We start from the raw sequence: 18,656 nt of genomic DNA, 5'->3' as shown, positions 1-18,656 counted from the left end.
CTAGCCCATGAGTATGCAGGACCCGTTAGCGGACATGCTAACTCGCATCCGTAATGCCCAGATGGCTGAAAAGTCTGTCGTAAGCATGCCTTCTTCCACCCTGAAGGTCGCGGTTGCCAAAGTACTGAAAGACGAAGGTTACATCGCCAGCTACGAAGTGACCGGCGAAGCCAAGCCTTCCCTGTCGATCGAGCTGAAGTACTTCGAAGGCCGTCCGGTCATCGAAGAGCTGAAGCGTACCAGCCGTCCTGGCCTGCGCCAGTACAAGGCCGTTACCGAGCTGCCGAAAGTACGTGGCGGCCTGGGCGTGTCTATCGTCTCCACCAACAAAGGTGTGATGACTGACCGCGCTGCGCGCGCTGCCGGTGTCGGCGGCGAAGTTCTGTGCACAGTGTTCTAAGGGGAGATAGGCATGTCTCGCGTCGCTAAGAACCCCGTTAAGCTGCCAGCAGGCGTCGAAGTCAAATTCGCCGGCCAGCAGCTTTCGGTGAAGGGTGCCAAGGGCACTCTCGAACTGAACGTTCACTCGTCTGTTGAAGTTACCGAAGAAGCTGGTGAGCTGCGTTTCTCCGCTCGCAACGGTGACCAGCAAGCTCGCGCCATGGCCGGTACCACCCGCGCTCTGGTGAACAACATGGTCCAGGGCGTAAGCCAAGGCTTCGAGCGCAAGCTCCAGCTGGTCGGTGTTGGTTACAAGGCACAGGCCAAGGGCACCGTCCTGAACCTGGCTCTGGGCTTCTCGCACCCAGTGGATTACGAACTGCCAGCCGGTATCACCGCTGAAACCCCAAGCCAGACCGACATCCTGATCAAGGGTATCGACAAGCAGCTGGTAGGTCAGGTGGCCGCTGAAGTCCGCGGTTTCCGTCCGCCAGAGCCTTACAAGGGCAAGGGTGTGCGTTACGCGGACGAAGTAGTCCGTCGTAAAGAAGCCAAGAAGAAGTAGGGCCTAGCAAATGACCGACAAAAAAGTTACTCGACTGCGTCGCGCTCGCAAAGCACGCCTGAAAATGCACGAGCTCGAAGCCGTGCGTCTGTGCGTGTTCCGCTCCTCGCAGCACATCTACGCCCAGGTCATTTCGGCCGACGGCAGCAAGGTTCTGGCAAGCGCCTCGACCTTGGACAAAGAACTGCGTGATGGCGCCACTGGCAACATCGACGCGGCCACTAAGGTTGGCAAGCTGGTAGCTGAGCGTGCGAAAGCCGCCGGTGTATCTCAAGTTGCCTTTGACCGTTCCGGCTTCAAGTACCACGGCCGCGTCAAAGCGCTGGCTGATGCTGCTCGTGAAGGCGGGCTGGAGTTCTAAGTTATGGCAAATAACGATCAAAAGCGCGACGAAGGCTACATCGAGAAGCTGGTTCAAGTTAACCGCGTAGCCAAAACCGTAAAAGGCGGCCGTATCTTCACCTTCACCGCACTGACCGTGGTTGGTGATGGCAAGGGTCGTGTTGGCTTTGGCCGTGGCAAATCGCGCGAAGTACCTGCTGCGATCCAGAAAGCCATGGAAGCTGCTCGTCGCAACATGATTCAGGTTGACCTGAAGGGCACCACTCTGCAGTACGCCACCAAGGCCGCCCACGGCGCCTCGAAGGTTTACATGCAGCCTGCCTCGGAAGGTACCGGTATCATCGCCGGTGGCGCAATGCGTGCCGTCCTGGAAGTTGCTGGCGTTCAGAACGTTCTGGCCAAGTGCTACGGTTCGACCAACCCGGTGAACGTGGTTCACGCCACCTTCAAGGGTCTGAAAGCCATGCAATCCCCTGAGTCCATTGCTGCCAAGCGCGGCAAGACTGTTGAGGAGATCATCTGATCATGGCAACCGTAAAAGTAACGCTGATCAAGAGCACCGCCGGCCGCCTGCCTAACCACAAACTGTGTGTTAAAGGCCTGGGTCTGCGTCGCATCGGTCACACTGTAGAAGTCCTGGACACTCCCGAGAACCGCGGGATGATCAACAAGGCTTACTACATGCTGAAGGTCGAGGGTTAATCGATGAAACTCAATGATCTGAGTCCAGCGCCGGGTTCCCGTCGCGAGAAGCACCGTCCGGGCCGTGGTATCGGTAGCGGTCTGGGCAAGACCGGTGGCCGTGGTCACAAAGGTCAGACCTCCCGCTCCGGTGGCTCCATCGCTCCAGGCTTCGAAGGCGGTCAACAGCCGCTGCACCGTCGCCTGCCGAAGTTCGGCTTCGTTTCCCTGAAAGCCATGGACCGCGCCGAAGTGCGTCTGTCCGAGCTGGCCAAGGTGGAAGGCGATCTGATCACCGTTCAGTCCCTGAAGGACGCCAACGTGATCGGCCAGCACGTACAGCGTGTGAAAATCATGCTGTCGGGCGAAGTCACTCGCGCAGTCACCCTCAAGGGTATCGCCGTCACCAAAGGTGCACGTGCGGCTATCGAAGCAGCTGGCGGCAAGTTCGAGGAATAAATGGCTAAGCAAGGTGCTCTCTCTTCGCTCGGTAAGGGCGGGATGTCGGAACTCTGGGCTCGTCTGCGCTTTCTGTTCATGGCGATCATCGTCTACCGGATCGGCGCGCACATCCCAGTGCCAGGCATTAACCCGGACCGTCTCGCGGATCTGTTCCGGCAGAATGAGGGGACCATTCTTAGCTTGTTCAACATGTTTTCCGGCGGCGCGCTGGAGCGCATGAGCATCTTTGCACTGGGGATCATGCCGTACATCTCGGCGTCGATCATCATGCAGCTCATGACTGCTGTAAGCCCGCAGCTGGAGCAGTTGAAGAAGGAAGGTGAAGCTGGCCGTCGCAAGATCAGCCAGTACACCCGCTACGGCACCGTTATCCTGGCGCTGGTTCAAGCCATTGGCATGTCCATTGGCCTGGCCAACCAGGGCGTGGCGTTTTCTGTTGGCCTGGGCTTCCATGTCGTCGCCGTCTCCACCTTCGTGGCGGGCGCGATGTTCATGATGTGGCTCGGCGAACAGATCACCGAGCGCGGTGTGGGCAACGGTATCTCGATGTTGATCTTCGCAGGTATCGTTGCCGGTCTTCCGAGAGCAATCGGGCAGTCTTTCGAGTCTGCGCGTACAGGCGATATCAACATTTTCGCCCTTGTCGCTATCGGTTTGCTGGCAGTAGCGATCATCGGTTTCGTGGTGTTCATTGAGCGTGGTCAGCGTCGTATCGCCGTTCACTACGCCAAGCGTCAGCAGGGCCGCAAGGTCTTCGCTGCGCAGACCAGCCACTTGCCGCTGAAGGTGAATATGGCGGGGGTAATCCCAGCCATTTTCGCGAGCAGCATCTTGCTGTTCCCGGCTTCGCTGGGTGCCTGGTTCGGTCAGTCCGAAGGTATGGGCTGGCTGCAGGACATCTCGCAGTCGATCGCTCCTGGTCAGCCGTTGAACATTCTGCTGTTTAGTGCAGGGATCATTTTCTTCTGCTTCTTCTACACAGCGTTGATGTTCAACCCGAAAGACGTAGCGGAAAACCTGAAGAAGTCCGGTGCCTTTATTCCGGGTATCCGTCCTGGTGAGCAGTCGGCACGCTACATTGATGGCGTTCTGACTCGTCTGACCATGTTCGGTGCTCTTTACATGATGGCCGTCTGCCTTCTGCCCCAGTTCCTGGTGGTGGCAGCAAACGTGCCGTTCTACCTTGGCGGGACCTCGTTGCTGATTGTGGTAGTGGTTGTGATGGACTTCATGTCCCAAGTACAATCGCACCTCGTTTCGCACCAGTACGAATCCCTGATGAAGAAAGCCAACCTGAAAGGCTACGGCGGCAGCGGTCTGCTGCGCTGATCTAGCCCCTTAAGGTTCGAGGAGTCGGTAATGAAAGTTCGTGCATCGGTGAAAAAGCTGTGCCGCAACTGCAAGATCATTCGTCGCGAAGGTATCGTGCGCGTGATCTGCAGCGCGGAACCGCGTCACAAGCAGCGCCAAGGCTGAGTGTGATCCGCGCTTCAAACCCAGCAGCTAGTGTGCTGCTGGGTTGATTATTCGTTTCTACAGCGATATTATCTCGCGCCCTATTTCTTGGCTTCCGGGGCGTAGGTAGCTGTCAATTGGAGTCCCACTGAATGGCCCGTATTGCAGGCGTCAACATTCCAGATAACAAGCATACTGTTATCTCGCTGACCTACATCTATGGTGTCGGTCGCACTACTGCACAGAAAATCTGTGCAGACGCTGGTGTCAACCCAGCCGCAAAGATCAAGGATCTGAGCGACGAGCAAATCGAAACCCTGCGTGGCGAAGTCGCGAAGTTCACCACCGAAGGTGACCTGCGTCGTGACATCAACATGAAGATCAAGCGCTTGATGGACCTGGGTTGCTACCGCGGCCTGCGTCATCGTAAAGGTCTGCCGGTTCGCGGTCAGCGCACCAAGACCAACGCACGCACCCGTAAGGGCCCGCGTAAGCCGATCCGCAAGTAATCGCCCAGGAATATAGACATGGCAAAACCTGCTGCTCGTCCTCGTAAAAAAGTCAAAAAGACAGTGGTTGATGGCATCGCCCACATCCATGCGTCTTTCAACAACACCATCGTGACCATCACCGACCGTCAGGGCAACGCACTGTCCTGGGCTACTTCCGGTGGTTCGGGTTTCCGTGGTTCGCGCAAATCCACCCCGTTCGCAGCTCAGATCGCTGCTGAGCGTGCTGGTCAAGCTGCGCTGGAATATGGTCTGAAGAACCTCGACGTCAACGTCAAGGGTCCAGGTCCAGGTCGTGAATCCGCCGTTCGTGCACTGAACAGCTGCGGCTACAAGATCGCCAGCATCACCGACGTGACGCCAATCCCGCATAACGGGTGCCGTCCGCCGAAGAAGCGTCGCGTGTAATCAGGAGACAGATAAATGGCACGTTACATTGGTCCAAAATGCAAACTGTCTCGCCGTGAAGGCACTGACCTGTTCCTGAAGAGCGGCGTTCGCGCTCTGGAATCGAAGTGCAACATCGAAGCAGCCCCAGGTATCCACGGCCAGCGCCGTGGCCGTCAGTCCGACTACGGTACCCAGCTGCGCGAGAAACAAAAAGTTCGTCGTATCTACGGTGTACTGGAGCGTCAATTCCGCGGTTACTACCAAGCGGCTGCCTCGAAGAAAGGCGCCACCGGTGAGAACCTGCTGCAGATGCTCGAGAGCCGTCTGGACAACGTCGTTTACCGTATGGGCTTCGGTTCTACCCGTTCCGAGTCCCGTCAGCTGGTTTCGCACAAAGCGATCAGCGTAAACGGCAAGACCGTAAACATTCCATCCTACCAAGTTCGTCCGGGTGACGTGGTCGCGGTTCGCGAGAAGTCGCTGAACCAGCTGCGCATTGTTCAAGCCCTTGAACTGTGCGCCCAGCGTGGCCGCGTTGAGTGGGTTGACGTGGATGCTGCCAAAAAGTCGGGCGTTTTCAAGAACGTTCCTGCTCGCAGCGACCTGTCCGCCGACATCAACGAAAACCTGATTGTCGAGCTCTACTCCAAGTAAGGGCTAGAAAATAGGTGCATCCATGCAGATTTCGGTAAATGAGTTTCTGACACCCCGCCACATCGATGTGCAGGTTGTCAGTCCAACCCGCGCCAAGATCACGCTCGAGCCTCTCGAGCGTGGCTTCGGCCATACCCTGGGCAACGCGCTGCGCCGCATCCTGTTGTCCTCCATGCCTGGCTGTGCAGTAGTCGAGGCCGAGATCGATGGCGTACTCCATGAGTACTCCGCGATCGAAGGTGTACAGGAAGACGTCATTGAAATCCTGTTGAACCTGAAAGGCCTGGCTATCAAACTGCACGGTCGTGACGAAGTTACGCTGACCTTGTCGAAAAAGGGTTCGGGGGTGGTTACCGCTGCCGATATTCAGCTGGATCACGATGTCGAGATCGTCAACCCCGATCACGTAATCGCGAACCTGGCGTCCAACGGCGCCCTGAACATGAAGCTCACTGTAGCTCGTGGTCGTGGTTACGAGCCGGCCGACTCCCGTCAGACCGACGAGGACGAAAGCCGCAGCATTGGCCGTCTTCAGCTGGACGCTTCGTTCAGCCCGGTGCGTCGTATCGCCTATGTGGTCGAGAACGCCCGTGTTGAGCAGCGTACCAACCTGGACAAGCTGGTCATCGATCTGGAAACCAACGGCACCCTGGATCCTGAAGAGGCCATTCGCCGCGCTGCGACCATCCTGCAACAGCAGCTGGCCGCGTTCGTCGACCTCAAAGGTGACAGCGAGCCGGTCGTGGTCGAGCAGGAAGACGAGATCGATCCGATCCTGCTGCGCCCGGTTGACGACCTGGAACTGACTGTACGTTCGGCCAACTGCCTCAAGGCGGAGAACATCTACTACATCGGCGACCTGATTCAGCGTACCGAAGTAGAGCTGTTGAAGACTCCGAACCTGGGCAAGAAGTCCCTGACTGAAATCAAGGACGTCCTGGCCTCCCGTGGTCTGTCTCTCGGCATGCGCCTCGACAACTGGCCGCCTGCAAGTCTTAAGAAAGACGACAAGGCGACTGCCTGATCGTCGTAATCACCGAACGTAGTGTTTGGTAAGGAATGAATCATGCGTCATCGTAAAAGTGGACGTCACCTGAGCCGTACCAGCTCTCACCGCAAGGCTATGTTCCAGAACATGGCAGTGTCGCTGATCGAGCACGAGCTGATCAAAACCACCCTGCCGAAAGCCAAGGAACTGCGCCGCGTTGCCGAGCCGCTGATCACCCTGGCCAAGGAAGACAGCGTCGCCAACCGTCGTCTGGCTTTCGACCGTACCCGTTCGAAAGCTGCCGTTGGCAAGCTGTTCAACGACCTGGGCAAGCGCTACGCCACCCGTCAGGGCGGCTACCTGCGTATCCTGAAGTGCGGTTTCCGCGCTGGCGACAACGCGCCTATGGCGTACGTCGAGCTGGTTGATCGTCCGGTCGGTGGTGCTGTAGAAGCTGCCGAGTAAGACGTTCTGTCTGCTGCAAAGAACCGGGCCTAGTGCCCGGTTTTTTGTGCCTGTAATAATTAAAAATATCTATCGTAATTAGTTTTTCAATGAATTAGATCTTGTAACAGGCTTCGTCGATACTCTCTCCATGCCGTCTAGCCGGCCATTCGAGACCGATAAGGAGAGCCCATGAGCAAGATCCTGACCACCGCCAGCGGTGCACCTGTAGCCGACAACCAGAACTCGCGTTCCGCCGGCCCGCGTGGCCCATTGCTGCTCGATGATTTCCATCTGGTCGAGAAGCTGGCCCACTTCAACCGTGAAAACATCCCTGAGCGTCGTGTGCACGCCAAGGGCTCGGGGGCCTACGGCACTTTCACGGTCACCCGGGACATTACTGCCTTGAGCAGCGCCCGTCTTTTCGATGCCATCGGCAAGCAAACCGAAACCTTCCTGCGCTTCTCCACGGTTGGCGGTGAGCGCGGCTCCGCCGATACAGAACGTGACCCACGTGGCTTTGCCGTCAAGTTCTACACCGAGGAAGGCAACTGGGACATCGTTGGCAATAACACCCCGGTGTTCTTCATCCGTGATCCGCTGAAGTTCCCAGACTTTATCCACACCCAGAAACGCCACCCGCAGACCAATCTGAAGAATGCTCAGATGATGTGGGACTTCTGGTCGCATTCGCCTGAGGCCTTGCACCAGGTCACCATTCTGTTCTCCGATCGTGGGATTCCAGATGGCTACCGGCACATGCATGGTTTCGGCAGCCATACCTACAGCCTGATCAACGCCAATGGCGAGCGTACCTGGGTCAAATGGCACTTCAAGACCCAGCAGGGCATCAAGAACCTGGCTCCGGCCGACGCGGCGCGTCTGGCTGGCAGTGATCCGGACTATGCTCAGCGTGACCTCTTCGAGGCCATCGAGCGCGGTGACTTCCCACGTTGGACGGTGTGTATCCAGGTGATGAGCGAGGCCGAAGCGGCAGCGCGTGAAGAGAACCCTTTCGATGTAACCAAGACCTGGTCGCAGAAGGACCATCCGCTGATCGAGGTTGGTGTCCTGGAACTCAACCGCAACCCGCTCAACTACTTCGCTGAAGTCGAGCAGGCCACTTTCGGCCCGAGCAACATGGTTCCAGGTGTTGGCCTTTCACCTGACCGTATGCTGCAAGGTCGGGTCTTTGCCTACGCCGATGCTCACCGTTACCGTGTGGGCACCAACCATCAGCAACTGCCGGTCAACGCGCCGCGCAGCCCGGTGAACAGCTACCAGCGCGATGGCTCGATGGCCCTTGGCAGCTATGGCGGCTCGCCAAACTATGAGCCGAACAGCTACGCCGATGCGCCCAAGCAATCGCCACGCCATGCGGAGCCTGCGCTGGCCCTCAGCGGTGTCGCAGATCGCTACGATCACCGCGAGGACAACGACTACTACAGCCACGCTGGTGCGCTGTTCCGACTGATGAGCAATGAACAGAAGGCACTGCTCATCAGCAATATCGCCGGCACCATGTCGGGTGTCAGCGAGGACGTGATCCAGCGTCAGTTGCAGCACTTCTTCAAGGCCGATCAGGCCTACGGAGAAGGGATTGCCAAGGCCTTGGGCATGAATATCGCCTAAGTCGAAGTGATAAGAAGAACCGCCCTCATTTGGGCGGTTTTTCAATGAATATCACTACTGTTTAGCCGATTTTTTGCATCGAATTGCGCGTTTTTCAGTGACCACGAGCAAAAGCTGGTTCACACTATGCCCATTGACGTTTTCACAGGGAGAAACAGGGCGATGCAAGGTCACCCGGACGTAATCAACTACCTCGTCACGCTGCTGAAGGGCGAACTGGCGGCGCGCGACCAGTACTTCATCCATTCGCGGATGTACGAAGACTGGGGCCTGGGCAAGCTCTACGAGCGCATCAACCATGAAATGGAAGAAGAGACGCAGCACGCCGACGCGCTGATGCGTCGTATCCTCATGCTCGAAGGCACCCCTGACATGCGTGCGGACGACCTGGAAGTCGGCAGCACCGTGCCGGAGATGATCGAGGCCGATCTCAAGCTCGAGTACAAGGTCCGCGCCGCGCTGTGCAAGGGCATCGAGCTGTGCGAGCTGCACAAGGACTATATCAGCCGCGACATCCTGCGTGCACAGTTGGCCGATACCGAGGAAGATCACACCTACTGGCTGGAGAAGCAGCAGGGGCTGATCAAGGCCATTGGCCTGGAAAACTACCTGCAATCGCAGATGTAAAAGCCTGGGGCTGCTTTGTAGCCCTGTCGCCACACAAGGCCGCTCCTACAGGACTGCGCGAAGTCAGGCCTGTAGGAGCGGCCTTGTGCCGTGAAAGGGGCGCAAAGCGCCCCCATGGCCTTACGCTCGGTCCCGCTCCAGCAGCGGCTTGAGGTAATGCCCGGTGTGGGAGCGCTGGTTATCGGCCAGCTCCTCGGGCGTACCGCAGGCAATGATCTGCCCACCTTTCGAACCACCCTCAGGTCCCAGGTCCACCAGCCAGTCGGCAGTCTTGATCACATCCAGGTTGTGCTCGATGACCACCACGGTGTTGCCGTGATCACGCAGGCGGTGCAGTACGTCGAGCAGTTGCTGGATATCGGCGAAGTGCAGGCCGGTGGTCGGTTCGTCGAGGATGTACAGGGTCTTGCCGGTATCGCGCTTGGACAGCTCGCGGGACAGCTTGACCCGCTGCGCCTCGCCGCCGGACAAGGTAGTCGCCGACTGCCCCAGCTTGATGTACGACAGCCCCACATCCATCAGTGTCTGCAGCTTGCGCGCCAGGGCAGGCACCGCGTCGAAGAATTCGCGGGCATCCTCGATGGTCATCTCCAGCACCTCGTGGATGTTTTTGCCCTTGTACTTGATCTCCAGGGTCTCGCGGTTGTAGCGCTTGCTCTTGCACACGTCGCAGGGCACGTAGATGTCCGGCAGGAAGTGCATTTCCACCTTGATCAGGCCGTCACCCTGGCAGGCCTCGCAACGTCCGCCTTTGACGTTGAACGAGAAACGTCCCGGGCCATAGCCGCGCGAGCGGGATTCTGGCACGCCGGCGAACAGCTCGCGGATCGGCGTGAAGATGCCGGTGTAGGTCGCTGGGTTGGAGCGTGGGGTGCGGCCGATCGGGCTCTGGTCGATGTCGACGACCTTGTCCAGGTGCTGCAGGCCGTCGATGCTGCTGTGCGGCGCCGCTTCCAGGCTGCTTGCGCCGTTCAGGGCGGTGGCGGCCAGCGGGAACAGGGTGTTGTTGACCAGGGTCGATTTGCCCGAGCCGGAGACGCCGGTGACGCAGGTCAGCAGGCCGATCGGCAGTTCCAGGTCGACGTTTTGCAGGTTGTTGCCGCGTGCGCCCTTGAGCTTGAGCGACAATTTCTTGTTGCGCGGTGTGCGCTTGGCAGGCACGACGATCTTCTTGCGCCCCGACAGGTACTTGCCGGTCAGCGAGTCTGGGTGTGCCATGACCTCCTGCGGTGTGCCCTCGGCGACGATCTGCCCACCGTGAACGCCAGCGCCGGGGCCGATATCGACCACGTAGTCGGCCAGGCGGATGGCGTCCTCGTCGTGCTCGACGACGATCACCGTGTTGCCCAGGTCGCGCAGGTGGTTGAGGGTTGCCAGCAGGCGGTCGTTATCGCGTTGATGAAGACCGATGGACGGTTCGTCGAGGATGTACATCACCCCCACCAGGCCGGCACCGATCTGGCTGGCCAGGCGGATGCGCTGGGCTTCGCCGCCGGAGAGGGTATCGGCGCTGCGATCGAGGGTGAGGTAGTCGAGACCGACGTTGACCAGGAACTGCAGGCGCTCGCAGATCTCCTTGAGGATCTTCGCCGCGATCTCGCCACGTCGGCCGCTGAGGGTAAGGGCGCCGAAGTAGTCGCTGGCCTCGCCGATCGGCAGGTTGGTGACCGCCGGCAGGGTCTTCTCGCCGACCCATACATGGCGTGCCTCGCGGCGCAGGCGGGTGCCGCGGCAATCGGGGCAGGGCTGGGTGCCGAGCAGCTTGGCCAGTTCTTCGCGCACGGTGGCCGACTCGGTCTCGCGGTAGCGGCGTTCGAGGTTGGGCACGATGCCCTCGAACGGATGCGAGCGCTTGACGATGTCGCCGCGGTCGTTGAGGTATTTGAAGTCGACGCTCTGTTTGCCGCTGCCGTGCAGGATGACTTTCTGGTGTTCGGCCGAGAGCTGGCCGAACGGCTCCTCGAGGCTGAAACCGTAGTGCGCGGAGAGTGAGCCGAGCATCTGGAAGTAATAGACGTTGCGCCGATCCCAGCCACGGATCGCGCCTTCGGCGAGCGTCAGTTCGTTGTTGACCAGGCGCTTGGTGTCGAAGAACTGCTTCACTCCCAGGCCGTCGCAGGTAGGGCAGGCGCCGGCCGGGTTGTTGAAGGAGAACAGCTTGGGCTCCAGCTCGCTGATGGCATGACCGCAGATCGGGCAGGCGAAGCGTGCGGAGAAGATCATCTCTTCGCCTTCCTCGCCATCCATCGGGGCGACCAGGGCGATGCCGTCGGCCAGCTTGAGCGCGGTCTCGAACGATTCGGCCAGGCGTTGCTGCAGGTCGGCACGGACCTTGAAACGGTCCACCACCACATCGATGCTGTGCTTTTTCTGCTTGTCCAGCTTGGGCAGTTCGTCGAGCTCGTAGAGCTTGCCGTTGACCCGGGCGCGGACGAAGCCCTGGGCCCGCAGTTCGTCGAACACCGCCAGGTGCTCGCCCTTGCGTTCGCGGATCACCGGGGCGAGCAGCATCAGCTTGCTGCCTTCGGGCTTTTCCAGCACCAGGTCGACCATCTGGCTGATGGTCTGCGCTTCCAGCGGGATGTCGTGGTCCGGGCAGCGTGGCGTGCCGACACGGGCATAGAGCAGGCGCAGGTAGTCGTAGATTTCGGTGATGGTGCCGACGGTCGAGCGGGGGTTGTGCGAGGTCGACTTCTGCTCGATGGAAATGGCCGGCGACAGGCCTTCGATGGTGTCGACGTCGGGTTTTTCCATCATCGACAGGAACTGCCGGGCATAGGCCGACAGGGATTCCACGTAGCGGCGCTGGCCTTCGGCGTACAGGGTATCGAACGCCAGGGACGACTTGCCGGAACCGGACAGGCCGGTGATCACGATCAGCTTGTCCCGCGGCAGGGTCAGGTCGATGTTCTTCAGGTTGTGGGTGCGTGCCCCACGGATCAGGATCTTGTCCACTGCAGCCTCGCTCGGCGGGCATAAACCCAGGAGTATACGGCGCGCCACCACCACGCGGCAAAGCGTCGCGTATATGCCGTCAAGGCGTCGGACTGATAGAATCGCCGCCGGTTCACACGAGGTTAATCCATGCACGACACCCACAACGAGCGCATGAGTGGCAGCGAAACCCGCGCCGCCAGTGGCCTGGCTCTGGTCTTTGCCTTTCGTATGCTGGGCATGTTCATGGTCCTGCCAGTGCTCGCCACCTATGGCATGGACCTGGCGGGTGCCACGCCGGCGCTGATCGGCCTGGCCATCGGAGCCTACGGCCTGACCCAGGCCGTGCTGCAGATCCCGTTCGGGATGATCTCCGACCGTATCGGCCGTCGCCCGATCATTTACCTGGGGCTGCTGATCTTCGCCCTCGGCAGCGTGCTGGCGGCCCAGGCCGACTCGATCTGGGGCGTGATCGCCGGGCGTATCCTGCAGGGGGCCGGGGCGATTTCTGCGGCGGTCATGGCACTGCTTTCCGACCTCACCCGTGAGCAGCACCGGACCAAGGCCATGGCCATGATCGGCATGAGCATCGGCCTGTCGTTCGCCGTGGCGATGGTGGTGGGGCCATTGCTGACGCGCGCCTTCGGCCTGTCAGGATTGTTCCTTGCCACTGCAGGACTTGCCCTGGTCGGCATCCTGCTGATTGCCTTTGTCGTGCCCAGCGCCCACGGTGCCCTGCAGCATCGTGAATCCGGCGTGGCGCGCCAGGCCCTCGGCCCGACCCTGCGCCATCCGGACCTTCTGCGCCTGGATGTGGGCATCCTGATCCTCCATGCGATCCTCATGGCCAGCTTCGTGGCATTGCCGCTGGCGTTCGTCGAGCGCGGCGGGCTGCCCAAGGAGCAGCACTGGTGGGTGTACCTGACCGCGCTGCTGGTCTCATTTTTTGCAATGGTCCCGTTCATCATCTACGGCGAAAAGAAGCGCAAGATGAAACGCGTCCTGCTCGGCGCGGTCAGTGTCTTGCTGCTGGTGGAGGTGTTCTTCTGGCAGTGGGCTGACAACTTGCACGGACTGGTGGTCGGCACCGTGGTATTCTTTACTGCCTTCAACCTGCTGGAGGCATCCTTGCCTTCGCTGGTCAGCAAGGTGTCGCCCGCCGGCGGCAAGGGGACGGCAATGGGGGTGTATTCCACCAGCCAGTTCCTTGGCGCCGCGCTGGGAGGAATCATCGGTGGCTGGTTGTTCCAGCACGGTGGCCTGAGCATGGTGTTCCTGGGTTGCGCGGGGCTGTGTGCCCTGTGGCTGGTCACTGCATTGAGCATGAACGAGCCGCCCTATGTGACCAGCCTGCGCATGCCGCTGACGCCGGAGGCGGTCCGGGAAGCCGGGCTGACCGAGCGCCTGATGGCCGTGCCGGGTGTGACCGACGCCGTGGTGGTGGCAGAAGAGGCCGCCATCTATATCAAACTGGATACGAAAATTTTGGACCGTGCGACCCTCGAGCGTCTGGTGAACCCAGCCTCTTCGGCGTGCGAAGCCTAGGAGAACGTTATGGCCCGTGGGGTTAACAAAGTCATTCTGGTCGGCACCTGCGGTCAGGATCCCGAAGTCCGCTACCTGCCCAACGGTAACGCCGTGACCAACCTGAGCCTGGCCACCAGCGAGCAGTGGACCGACAAGCAGTCCGGCCAGAAGGTCGAGCGCACCGAGTGGCACCGTGTGGCGCTGTTCGGCAAGGTTGCCGAGATCGCCGGCGAGTACCTGCGCAAGGGCTCGCAGTGCTACATCGAAGGCAAGCTGCAGACCCGCGAATGGGAAAAGGACGGCATTAAGCGCTACACCACCGAGATCATCGTCGACATCAACGGCACCATGCAGTTGCTCGGCGGTCGTCCGCAGGGCCAGCAGCAGGGCGGTGATCCTTACAACCAGGGCGGTGGCAACTACAACCAGGGTGGTGGCCAGCAGCAGTACAACCAGGCACCTCGCCAACAGGCGCCGCGTCCGCAGCAGGCCCCTCAGCGTCCGGCGCCGCAGCAGCCAGCACCGCAACCGGCCGCCGATTTCGACAGTTTCGACGACGACATTCCGTTCTGATCGATTTTTTCGTTTCGCGCGTCAAAAAAAACCGCCGCTTTGCAGAAAGCGGCGGTTTTTTATGGGCGTTATATTTTTCAATATCTTATCGGCGATTGTTTGTTTTGTTTCCACTATAACTTCGCTGTTTATCTAGGGGTATATATTAGGCGACATCAGGGAAACCCCTAGATGATTGTTTGTCCTTGTGTTTTCTATCCTTATGAGTGGTTGCAATGCGCCATTAATGGCATTAGGCTATCCAACCGCTTGATCAACTGTCCACCGGAGTGTGGACTGACTCAATAGAACTTTCCCGCGTTAAGTTAGGAAGACTAGGTCTCCAGCTTTAATTTGCAAGTTCTAACTGTGAGATATGGATGTCGTATTCTTCGAAGCTGGCTGCGCGCTATCTTGAACTTGGCAAGAACGCTATTACCGCGGGTTCGTTCGGCGGTGAGGACGTACGTTTTTCCGGCGAGTTCGAAGCCCTCGAAAGCGAACTGACCAAGGCCCAGTCGATCCACGCCAGTGGCCAGGTAGACTGGCTCAGGATCCTCGAGAACAGCGAAGCGCTGCTGCGCGACCAGTCCAAGGACCTGCGTGTCACCGCATGGATGACCTGGGCCCTCTACCAGCGCGAATCCTACGCCGGCCTGCTGGCTGGCCTTGGCCTGTTGCGCGAGCTCTGCGAACACCATTGGGACGACCTGCACCCGGCCAAGGCGCGTACGCGCTCGGCTGCCATCGGTTGGCTGGTGCCGCGCCTCGAACAGGCCCTGGGCAGCGACATTGCGATCAAGGAGCAACTGCCACTGTTCCAGCAGATGGTCGAGCATCTGTCGGGGCTCGAGACCGTGTTGTCCGCCCGGTTGGGGGACGATGCGCCACTGCTGCTGCCGATCTGCCGTTCGCTGAAGAACCAGGTCCAGCGCTCCGCCGACAACGAGCCACAGCCCGGCGCTGTCGGTGCCATCGTCGCCCAGGTCAAGCAGGCCGCCACCCAGCTGTTCAGCCCCGGCGAGCCGATCGAGAACGAGAAGGACGCCACCAAGGCCTTGCGCTCGCAACAGGAGCAGGGCCGTCAGCTGTGCGTCTGGTGGCAGCGGCAGAAGGCCACCGACCTGCGCGCCCTGCGCCTGAACCGCACGCTGCTGTGGTTGCCCATCGAGGCGATGCCCGAGCGCAACGCCGAGAACGTCACGGCCTTGCGCGGGCTGCCCGCCGACAAGCTCAAGAGCTACAAGGAACGCTTCGACCAGGGCCAGTACGCCGACCTGCTGGTGGAACTGGAGAACAGCGTGGCCAAGGCGCCGTTCTGGTTCGATGGCCAACGCCTGGTGTGGGAGTGCTGCCAGGCGCTGGGCGTCGAGGCCGGCATGCGCGAAGTGGAGATGAACTTCGCCTCGCTGCTGCAGCGCCTGCCCAGTGTGATCGAGCTGAAATTTCACGATGGCACCCCGTTTGCCGACCCCGAGACCCGCGCCTGGATCGCCGGTCATGTGGTGTCGCACCTGCAGGACGCGGTGACCCAGACCGTGGCCGAGCCCGGCCTGCGCCAGGCACCCTGGGAGGAGGCCCTGGACGCGGTGCTCCCGGTGCTGCGCAAGGAAGGCCTGAAGACCGCGGTGCAAACCCTCAAGCAACAGATGCAGGGCGTCCATGGCGGACGCGAGCGTTTCTTCTGGCAATTGAGCCAGGCGCGTCTGTGCTACACGGCCAAGAAGTACGAACTGGCCAGAACCCAACTCGAAGCCCTCGACGAGCAACTGCGCCAATCCGGCCTGGATGCCTGGGAGCCCGACCTCTCGCTGCAGGTGCTGCACCTGCTGCATACCTGTTGCGAGCTGCTGCCGCAGAATCATGTGGTGCGCGAACGCAAGGACGAGATCTACCGCCGACTGTGCCATCTCGATCTCGAAGTCGTACTCGAATAGGCCCAAGGGCCATAACCCTCAAGGAGAAAACCAATGGCCAAAGAAGGCTCGGTAGCCCCCAAGGAACGCATCAACGTCACCTTCAAACCTGCCACCGGTGGCGCTCAGGAAGAGATCGAGCTGCCGTTGAAGCTGCTGGCGATCGGTGACTACACCCTGCGTGCCGACGATCGCAAGATCGAAGACCGCAAGCCGATCAGCATCGACAAGATGAACTTCGACGAAGTGCTGGCCAAGCAGGAACTGAGCATGACCCTGGCCGTGCCGAACCGCCTGCAGGAAGGTGCTGAAAGCGACGAGCTGGCGGTCAATCTGCGCGTCAACACCATGAAGGACTTCAACCCGGCCAGCCTGGTCGAGCAGGTACCGGAGCTGAAGAAGCTGATGGAACTGCGTGAAGCCCTGGTCGCCCTGAAGGGCCCGCTGGGCAACGCCCCGGCCTTCCGCAAGGCCATCGAAGGCGTGCTCGCCGACGATGAGTCTCGTGAGCGCGTGCTCGGCGAGCTGGGCCTGAACGCCAAGCCGGACGCCTGATCCCCCTAGTCAAGGAAGCCAATTGTCATGAGCACCGCCGCACAACAACAGAGCGCCGAGAACAGCGAATTCAGCATTCTCGACAGCATCATCGCCGAAACCCGCCTGACTCCGGACGACGAAGCCTACGACATCGCCAAGCGCGGCGTGTCGGCCTTCATCGAAGAACTGCTCAAGCCGCAGAACGACGGTGAGCCGGTCAAGAAGGCCCTGGTCGACCGCATGATCGCGGAGATCGATGCCAAGCTTAGCCGCCAGATGGACGAGATCCTGCACCACCCGGACTTCCAGTCGATGGAGTCGGCCTGGCGTGGCCTGCAGTTGCTGGTCGACCGCACCAACTTCCGCGAAAACATCAAGATCGAGATCCTCAACGTCTCCAAGCAGGACCTGCTGGACGACTTCGAGGACTCGCCGGAAGTCATGCAGGCTGGCCTGTACAAGCACATCTACACCGCCGAGTACGGCCAGTTCGGTGGCCAGCCGGTTGGCGCCGTCATCGCCAACTACTTCCTGTCGCCGAGCTCGCCCGACGTCAAGCTGATGCAGTACGTCTCCAGCGTCTCCTGCATGTCCCACGCGCCGTTCATCGCCGCGGCCGGTCCGAAGTTCTTCGGCCTGGAAAGCTTCACCGGCCTGCCTGACCTGAAGGACCTGAAGGATCACTTCGAAGGCCCGCAGTTCACCAAGTGGCAGAGCTTCCGCGAGTCCGAGGACGCGCGCTACATCGGCCTGACCGTACCGCGCTTCCTGCTGCGCAACCCGTACGATCCGGAAGAGAACCCGGTCAAGTCGTTCGTCTACAAGGAGAACGTGGCCAACAGCCACGAGCACTACCTGTGGGGCAACACCGCGTACGCCTTCGGCACCAAGCTGACCGACAGCTTCGCCAAGTTCCGCTGGTGCCCGAACATCATCGGCCCGCAGAGCGGTGGCGCGGTGGAAGACCTGCCGCTGCACCACTTCGAGAGCATGGGTGAGATCGAGACCAAGATCCCGACCGAAGTGCTGGTCTCCGACCGTCGCGAGTACGAGCTGGCCGAAGAGGGCTTCATCGCCCTGACCATGCGCAAGGGCAGCGACAACGCGGCGTTCTTCTCGGCCAACTCGGCACAGAAGCCGAAGTTCTTCGGCATCAGCGCCGAAGGCAAGACCGCCGAGCTGAACTACAAGCTGGGCACCCAGCTGCCGTACATGATGATCGTCAACCGCCTGGCCCACTACATCAAGGTCCTGCAGCGCGAGCAGCTGGGCTCCTGGAAGGAGCGCACCGACCTGGAGCTGGAACTGAACAAGTGGATTCGCCAGTACGTCGCCGACCAGGAGAACCCGAGCGCCGAAGTCCGTGGCCGTCGTCCGCTGCGTGCCGCCCAGGTGATCGTCAGCGACGTGGAAGGTGAGCCGGGCTGGTACCGCGTGAGCCTGAACGTGCGTCCGCACTTCAAGTACATGGGCGCCGATTTCACCTTGTCGCTGGTCGGCAAGCTGGACAAGGAGTAAGCGTCGATGAGGGATGGCTACGGAAGCCTGTTCGAACGCCTGAGCGGCGAAGCCGACCAGCGTGCCAACTGGCGGCGTGAAGACGCTGCCATGGCTTCCGTGGCCGTTCACCTGGCGAAGATGCTCAGCACCCGGGCCGGCAGCGTGCAGACGCTCGCCGACTACGGGCTGCCGGACCTCAACGACATGCGCCTGAGCCTGCACGATGCGCTCAGCCAGGCGCGCCGGGCCATCGAGTACTTCATCGAGGCCTACGAACCGCGCATGTCCGATGTCCGGGTGATATCCCGCCCGCGTGATCACGATCAGCTCAAGCTGGCTTTCAGTATCGAAGGCCAGCTTGAGGTGGACGGTATCAAGCGCCACGTCAGCTTTGCCGCGCGCCTGGATGGCAGCGGGCAAGTCAGAGTCAGTCAAGGAGACTAGCGATGTTGCGGTGCGCATAGCCTGAGATCCCCGAATCCCTGCGCGGCAAGTTGCCCGACCGAGTGCCTGGCCAGGCACGGCGCATGTGTCAAACCGACCCCTTGGGCGGTATCGAG

At 60.5% G+C, this 18,656-nt stretch carries 22 protein-coding genes; 21 read left to right on the top strand and 1 reads right to left on the bottom strand.

The genetic code is table 11. The features are described from left to right. Window positions 1-7 precede the first annotated feature (7 nt). The 15 genes from rpsH (at window position 8) to bfr (ending at window position 9,130) form a co-directional block, all read left to right on the top strand. Window positions 8-400 (top strand): 30S ribosomal protein S8, encoded by a 393-nt coding sequence (rpsH, locus tag F3J43_RS21480; RefSeq protein ID WP_028690236.1) that lies wholly within the window; start codon window positions 8-10, stop codon window positions 398-400. 12 nt (window positions 401-412) lie between these two features. Continuing rightward, window positions 413-946, top strand: coding sequence for a 50S ribosomal protein L6 (gene rplF, locus F3J43_RS21475; RefSeq protein ID WP_011531892.1), 534 nt, complete (start codon window positions 413-415; stop codon window positions 944-946). 10 nt (window positions 947-956) lie between these two features. Further along, window positions 957-1,307, top strand: a complete 351-nt coding sequence (gene rplR / locus F3J43_RS21470; RefSeq protein ID WP_011531893.1) for a 50S ribosomal protein L18 — start codon at window positions 957-959, stop codon at window positions 1,305-1,307. Between the two features lie 3 nt (window positions 1,308-1,310). Continuing rightward, on the top strand, window positions 1,311-1,811 hold the full coding sequence (gene rpsE, locus F3J43_RS21465) for a 30S ribosomal protein S5 (RefSeq protein WP_023629184.1): 501 nt from the start codon (window positions 1,311-1,313) through the stop codon (window positions 1,809-1,811). Continuing rightward, window positions 1,811-1,990 (top strand): 50S ribosomal protein L30, encoded by a 180-nt coding sequence (gene rpmD / locus F3J43_RS21460; protein WP_353618275.1) that lies wholly within the window; start codon window positions 1,811-1,813, stop codon window positions 1,988-1,990. The genes rpsE and rpmD overlap by 1 nt, the downstream gene beginning before the upstream one ends. A gap of 3 nt (window positions 1,991-1,993) precedes the next feature. Beyond that, window positions 1,994-2,428: a 50S ribosomal protein L15 gene (gene rplO / locus F3J43_RS21455; RefSeq protein WP_011531896.1), complete on the top strand. Its 435-nt coding sequence runs from the start codon at window positions 1,994-1,996 to the stop codon at window positions 2,426-2,428. Continuing rightward, on the top strand, window positions 2,429-3,760 hold the full coding sequence (secY, locus tag F3J43_RS21450; protein WP_003257108.1) for a preprotein translocase subunit SecY: 1,332 nt from the start codon (window positions 2,429-2,431) through the stop codon (window positions 3,758-3,760). Between the two features lie 30 nt (window positions 3,761-3,790). Beyond that, a complete protein-coding gene (gene rpmJ / locus F3J43_RS21445; RefSeq protein WP_011531897.1) occupies window positions 3,791-3,907 on the top strand; it encodes a 50S ribosomal protein L36 in 117 nt (38 codons plus the stop codon). A 131-nt stretch (window positions 3,908-4,038) separates the two neighbouring features. Beyond that, window positions 4,039-4,395, top strand: coding sequence for a 30S ribosomal protein S13 (rpsM, locus tag F3J43_RS21440; protein ID WP_003255457.1), 357 nt, complete (start codon window positions 4,039-4,041; stop codon window positions 4,393-4,395). An 18-nt stretch (window positions 4,396-4,413) separates the two neighbouring features. Beyond that, window positions 4,414-4,803, top strand: a complete 390-nt coding sequence (rpsK, locus tag F3J43_RS21435; protein ID WP_003255454.1) for a 30S ribosomal protein S11 — start codon at window positions 4,414-4,416, stop codon at window positions 4,801-4,803. Window positions 4,804-4,818: 15 nt separating this feature from the next. Further along, on the top strand, window positions 4,819-5,439 hold the full coding sequence (gene rpsD / locus F3J43_RS21430; RefSeq protein WP_166891801.1) for a 30S ribosomal protein S4: 621 nt from the start codon (window positions 4,819-4,821) through the stop codon (window positions 5,437-5,439). Window positions 5,440-5,461: 22 nt separating this feature from the next. Then, on the top strand, window positions 5,462-6,463 hold the full coding sequence (locus tag F3J43_RS21425) for a DNA-directed RNA polymerase subunit alpha (RefSeq protein WP_003255452.1): 1,002 nt from the start codon (window positions 5,462-5,464) through the stop codon (window positions 6,461-6,463). 42 nt (window positions 6,464-6,505) lie between these two features. Continuing rightward, the gene (rplQ, locus tag F3J43_RS21420) at window positions 6,506-6,892 is read left to right on the top strand and encodes a 50S ribosomal protein L17 (RefSeq protein WP_043210290.1); all 387 of its coding nucleotides are present in this window, start codon (window positions 6,506-6,508) and stop codon (window positions 6,890-6,892) included. Between the two features lie 171 nt (window positions 6,893-7,063). Next, a complete protein-coding gene (locus F3J43_RS21415) occupies window positions 7,064-8,503 on the top strand; it encodes a catalase (RefSeq protein ID WP_166891784.1) in 1,440 nt (479 codons plus the stop codon). Window positions 8,504-8,665: 162 nt separating this feature from the next. Continuing rightward, entirely contained in the window at window positions 8,666-9,130 is a 465-nt protein-coding gene (gene bfr, locus F3J43_RS21410) for a bacterioferritin (protein WP_166891780.1), read from the top strand. 120 nt (window positions 9,131-9,250) lie between these two features. Here the strand turns inward: bfr and uvrA are convergent, their stop codons facing one another. Continuing rightward, window positions 9,251-12,085, bottom strand: a complete 2,835-nt coding sequence (uvrA, locus tag F3J43_RS21405; RefSeq protein WP_166891777.1) for an excinuclease ABC subunit UvrA — start codon at window positions 12,083-12,085, stop codon at window positions 9,251-9,253. A gap of 129 nt (window positions 12,086-12,214) precedes the next feature. On the opposite strand from uvrA, the gene F3J43_RS21400 reads away from it, so the two are divergent. The 6 genes from F3J43_RS21400 (at window position 12,215) to tssE (ending at window position 18,540) form a co-directional block, all read left to right on the top strand. Next, complete coding sequence (locus tag F3J43_RS21400; protein WP_166891774.1) at window positions 12,215-13,609, top strand: MFS transporter; 1,395 nt, start codon at window positions 12,215-12,217, stop codon at window positions 13,607-13,609. Between the two features lie 9 nt (window positions 13,610-13,618). Further along, window positions 13,619-14,164 (top strand): single-stranded DNA-binding protein, encoded by a 546-nt coding sequence (locus tag F3J43_RS21395; protein ID WP_166891771.1) that lies wholly within the window; start codon window positions 13,619-13,621, stop codon window positions 14,162-14,164. A gap of 359 nt (window positions 14,165-14,523) precedes the next feature. After that, a complete protein-coding gene (gene tssA / locus F3J43_RS21390) occupies window positions 14,524-16,080 on the top strand; it encodes a type VI secretion system protein TssA (RefSeq protein WP_166891768.1) in 1,557 nt (518 codons plus the stop codon). A 33-nt stretch (window positions 16,081-16,113) separates the two neighbouring features. Continuing rightward, entirely contained in the window at window positions 16,114-16,614 is a 501-nt protein-coding gene (gene tssB, locus F3J43_RS21385; protein WP_166891751.1) for a type VI secretion system contractile sheath small subunit, read from the top strand. A 27-nt stretch (window positions 16,615-16,641) separates the two neighbouring features. Continuing rightward, on the top strand, window positions 16,642-18,114 hold the full coding sequence (gene tssC, locus F3J43_RS21380) for a type VI secretion system contractile sheath large subunit (RefSeq protein WP_166891734.1): 1,473 nt from the start codon (window positions 16,642-16,644) through the stop codon (window positions 18,112-18,114). Window positions 18,115-18,120: 6 nt separating this feature from the next. After that, window positions 18,121-18,540, top strand: a complete 420-nt coding sequence (tssE, locus tag F3J43_RS21375; protein WP_166891731.1) for a type VI secretion system baseplate subunit TssE — start codon at window positions 18,121-18,123, stop codon at window positions 18,538-18,540. Window positions 18,541-18,656: the final 116 nt, after the last annotated feature.

The sequence above is a fragment of the Pantoea sp. Cy-639 genome (assembly GCF_011752525.1).
Lineage (GTDB): Bacteria > Pseudomonadota > Gammaproteobacteria > Pseudomonadales > Pseudomonadaceae > Aquipseudomonas.
The sequence above is the reverse complement of the archived record's forward strand: the minus strand, read 5'-3'. Positions and strand labels throughout refer to the sequence as shown.

Bases quoted from the DNA above. Each gene is read 5' to 3' on its own strand.
- rpsH (WP_028690236.1), top strand. From the start codon at position 8: ATGAGTATGCAGGACCCGTTAGCGGACATGCTAACTCGCATCCGTAAT.
- rplF (WP_011531892.1), top strand. From the start codon at position 413: ATGTCTCGCGTCGCTAAGAACCCCGTTAAGCTGCCAGCAGGCGTCGAA.
- rplR (WP_011531893.1), top strand. From the start codon at position 957: ATGACCGACAAAAAAGTTACTCGACTGCGTCGCGCTCGCAAAGCACGC.
- rpsE (WP_023629184.1), top strand. From the start codon at position 1,311: ATGGCAAATAACGATCAAAAGCGCGACGAAGGCTACATCGAGAAGCTG.
- rplO (WP_011531896.1), top strand. From the start codon at position 1,994: ATGAAACTCAATGATCTGAGTCCAGCGCCGGGTTCCCGTCGCGAGAAG.
- secY (WP_003257108.1), top strand. From the start codon at position 2,429: ATGGCTAAGCAAGGTGCTCTCTCTTCGCTCGGTAAGGGCGGGATGTCG.
- rpmJ (WP_011531897.1), top strand. From the start codon at position 3,791: ATGAAAGTTCGTGCATCGGTGAAAAAGCTGTGCCGCAACTGCAAGATC.
- rpsM (WP_003255457.1), top strand. From the start codon at position 4,039: ATGGCCCGTATTGCAGGCGTCAACATTCCAGATAACAAGCATACTGTT.
- rpsK (WP_003255454.1), top strand. From the start codon at position 4,414: ATGGCAAAACCTGCTGCTCGTCCTCGTAAAAAAGTCAAAAAGACAGTG.
- rpsD (WP_166891801.1), top strand. From the start codon at position 4,819: ATGGCACGTTACATTGGTCCAAAATGCAAACTGTCTCGCCGTGAAGGC.
- F3J43_RS21425 (WP_003255452.1), top strand. From the start codon at position 5,462: ATGCAGATTTCGGTAAATGAGTTTCTGACACCCCGCCACATCGATGTG.
- rplQ (WP_043210290.1), top strand. From the start codon at position 6,506: ATGCGTCATCGTAAAAGTGGACGTCACCTGAGCCGTACCAGCTCTCAC.
- F3J43_RS21415 (WP_166891784.1), top strand. From the start codon at position 7,064: ATGAGCAAGATCCTGACCACCGCCAGCGGTGCACCTGTAGCCGACAAC.
- bfr (WP_166891780.1), top strand. From the start codon at position 8,666: ATGCAAGGTCACCCGGACGTAATCAACTACCTCGTCACGCTGCTGAAG.
- F3J43_RS21400 (WP_166891774.1), top strand. From the start codon at position 12,215: ATGCACGACACCCACAACGAGCGCATGAGTGGCAGCGAAACCCGCGCC.
- F3J43_RS21395 (WP_166891771.1), top strand. From the start codon at position 13,619: ATGGCCCGTGGGGTTAACAAAGTCATTCTGGTCGGCACCTGCGGTCAG.
- tssA (WP_166891768.1), top strand. From the start codon at position 14,524: ATGTCGTATTCTTCGAAGCTGGCTGCGCGCTATCTTGAACTTGGCAAG.
- tssB (WP_166891751.1), top strand. From the start codon at position 16,114: ATGGCCAAAGAAGGCTCGGTAGCCCCCAAGGAACGCATCAACGTCACC.
- tssC (WP_166891734.1), top strand. From the start codon at position 16,642: ATGAGCACCGCCGCACAACAACAGAGCGCCGAGAACAGCGAATTCAGC.
- tssE (WP_166891731.1), top strand. From the start codon at position 18,121: ATGAGGGATGGCTACGGAAGCCTGTTCGAACGCCTGAGCGGCGAAGCC.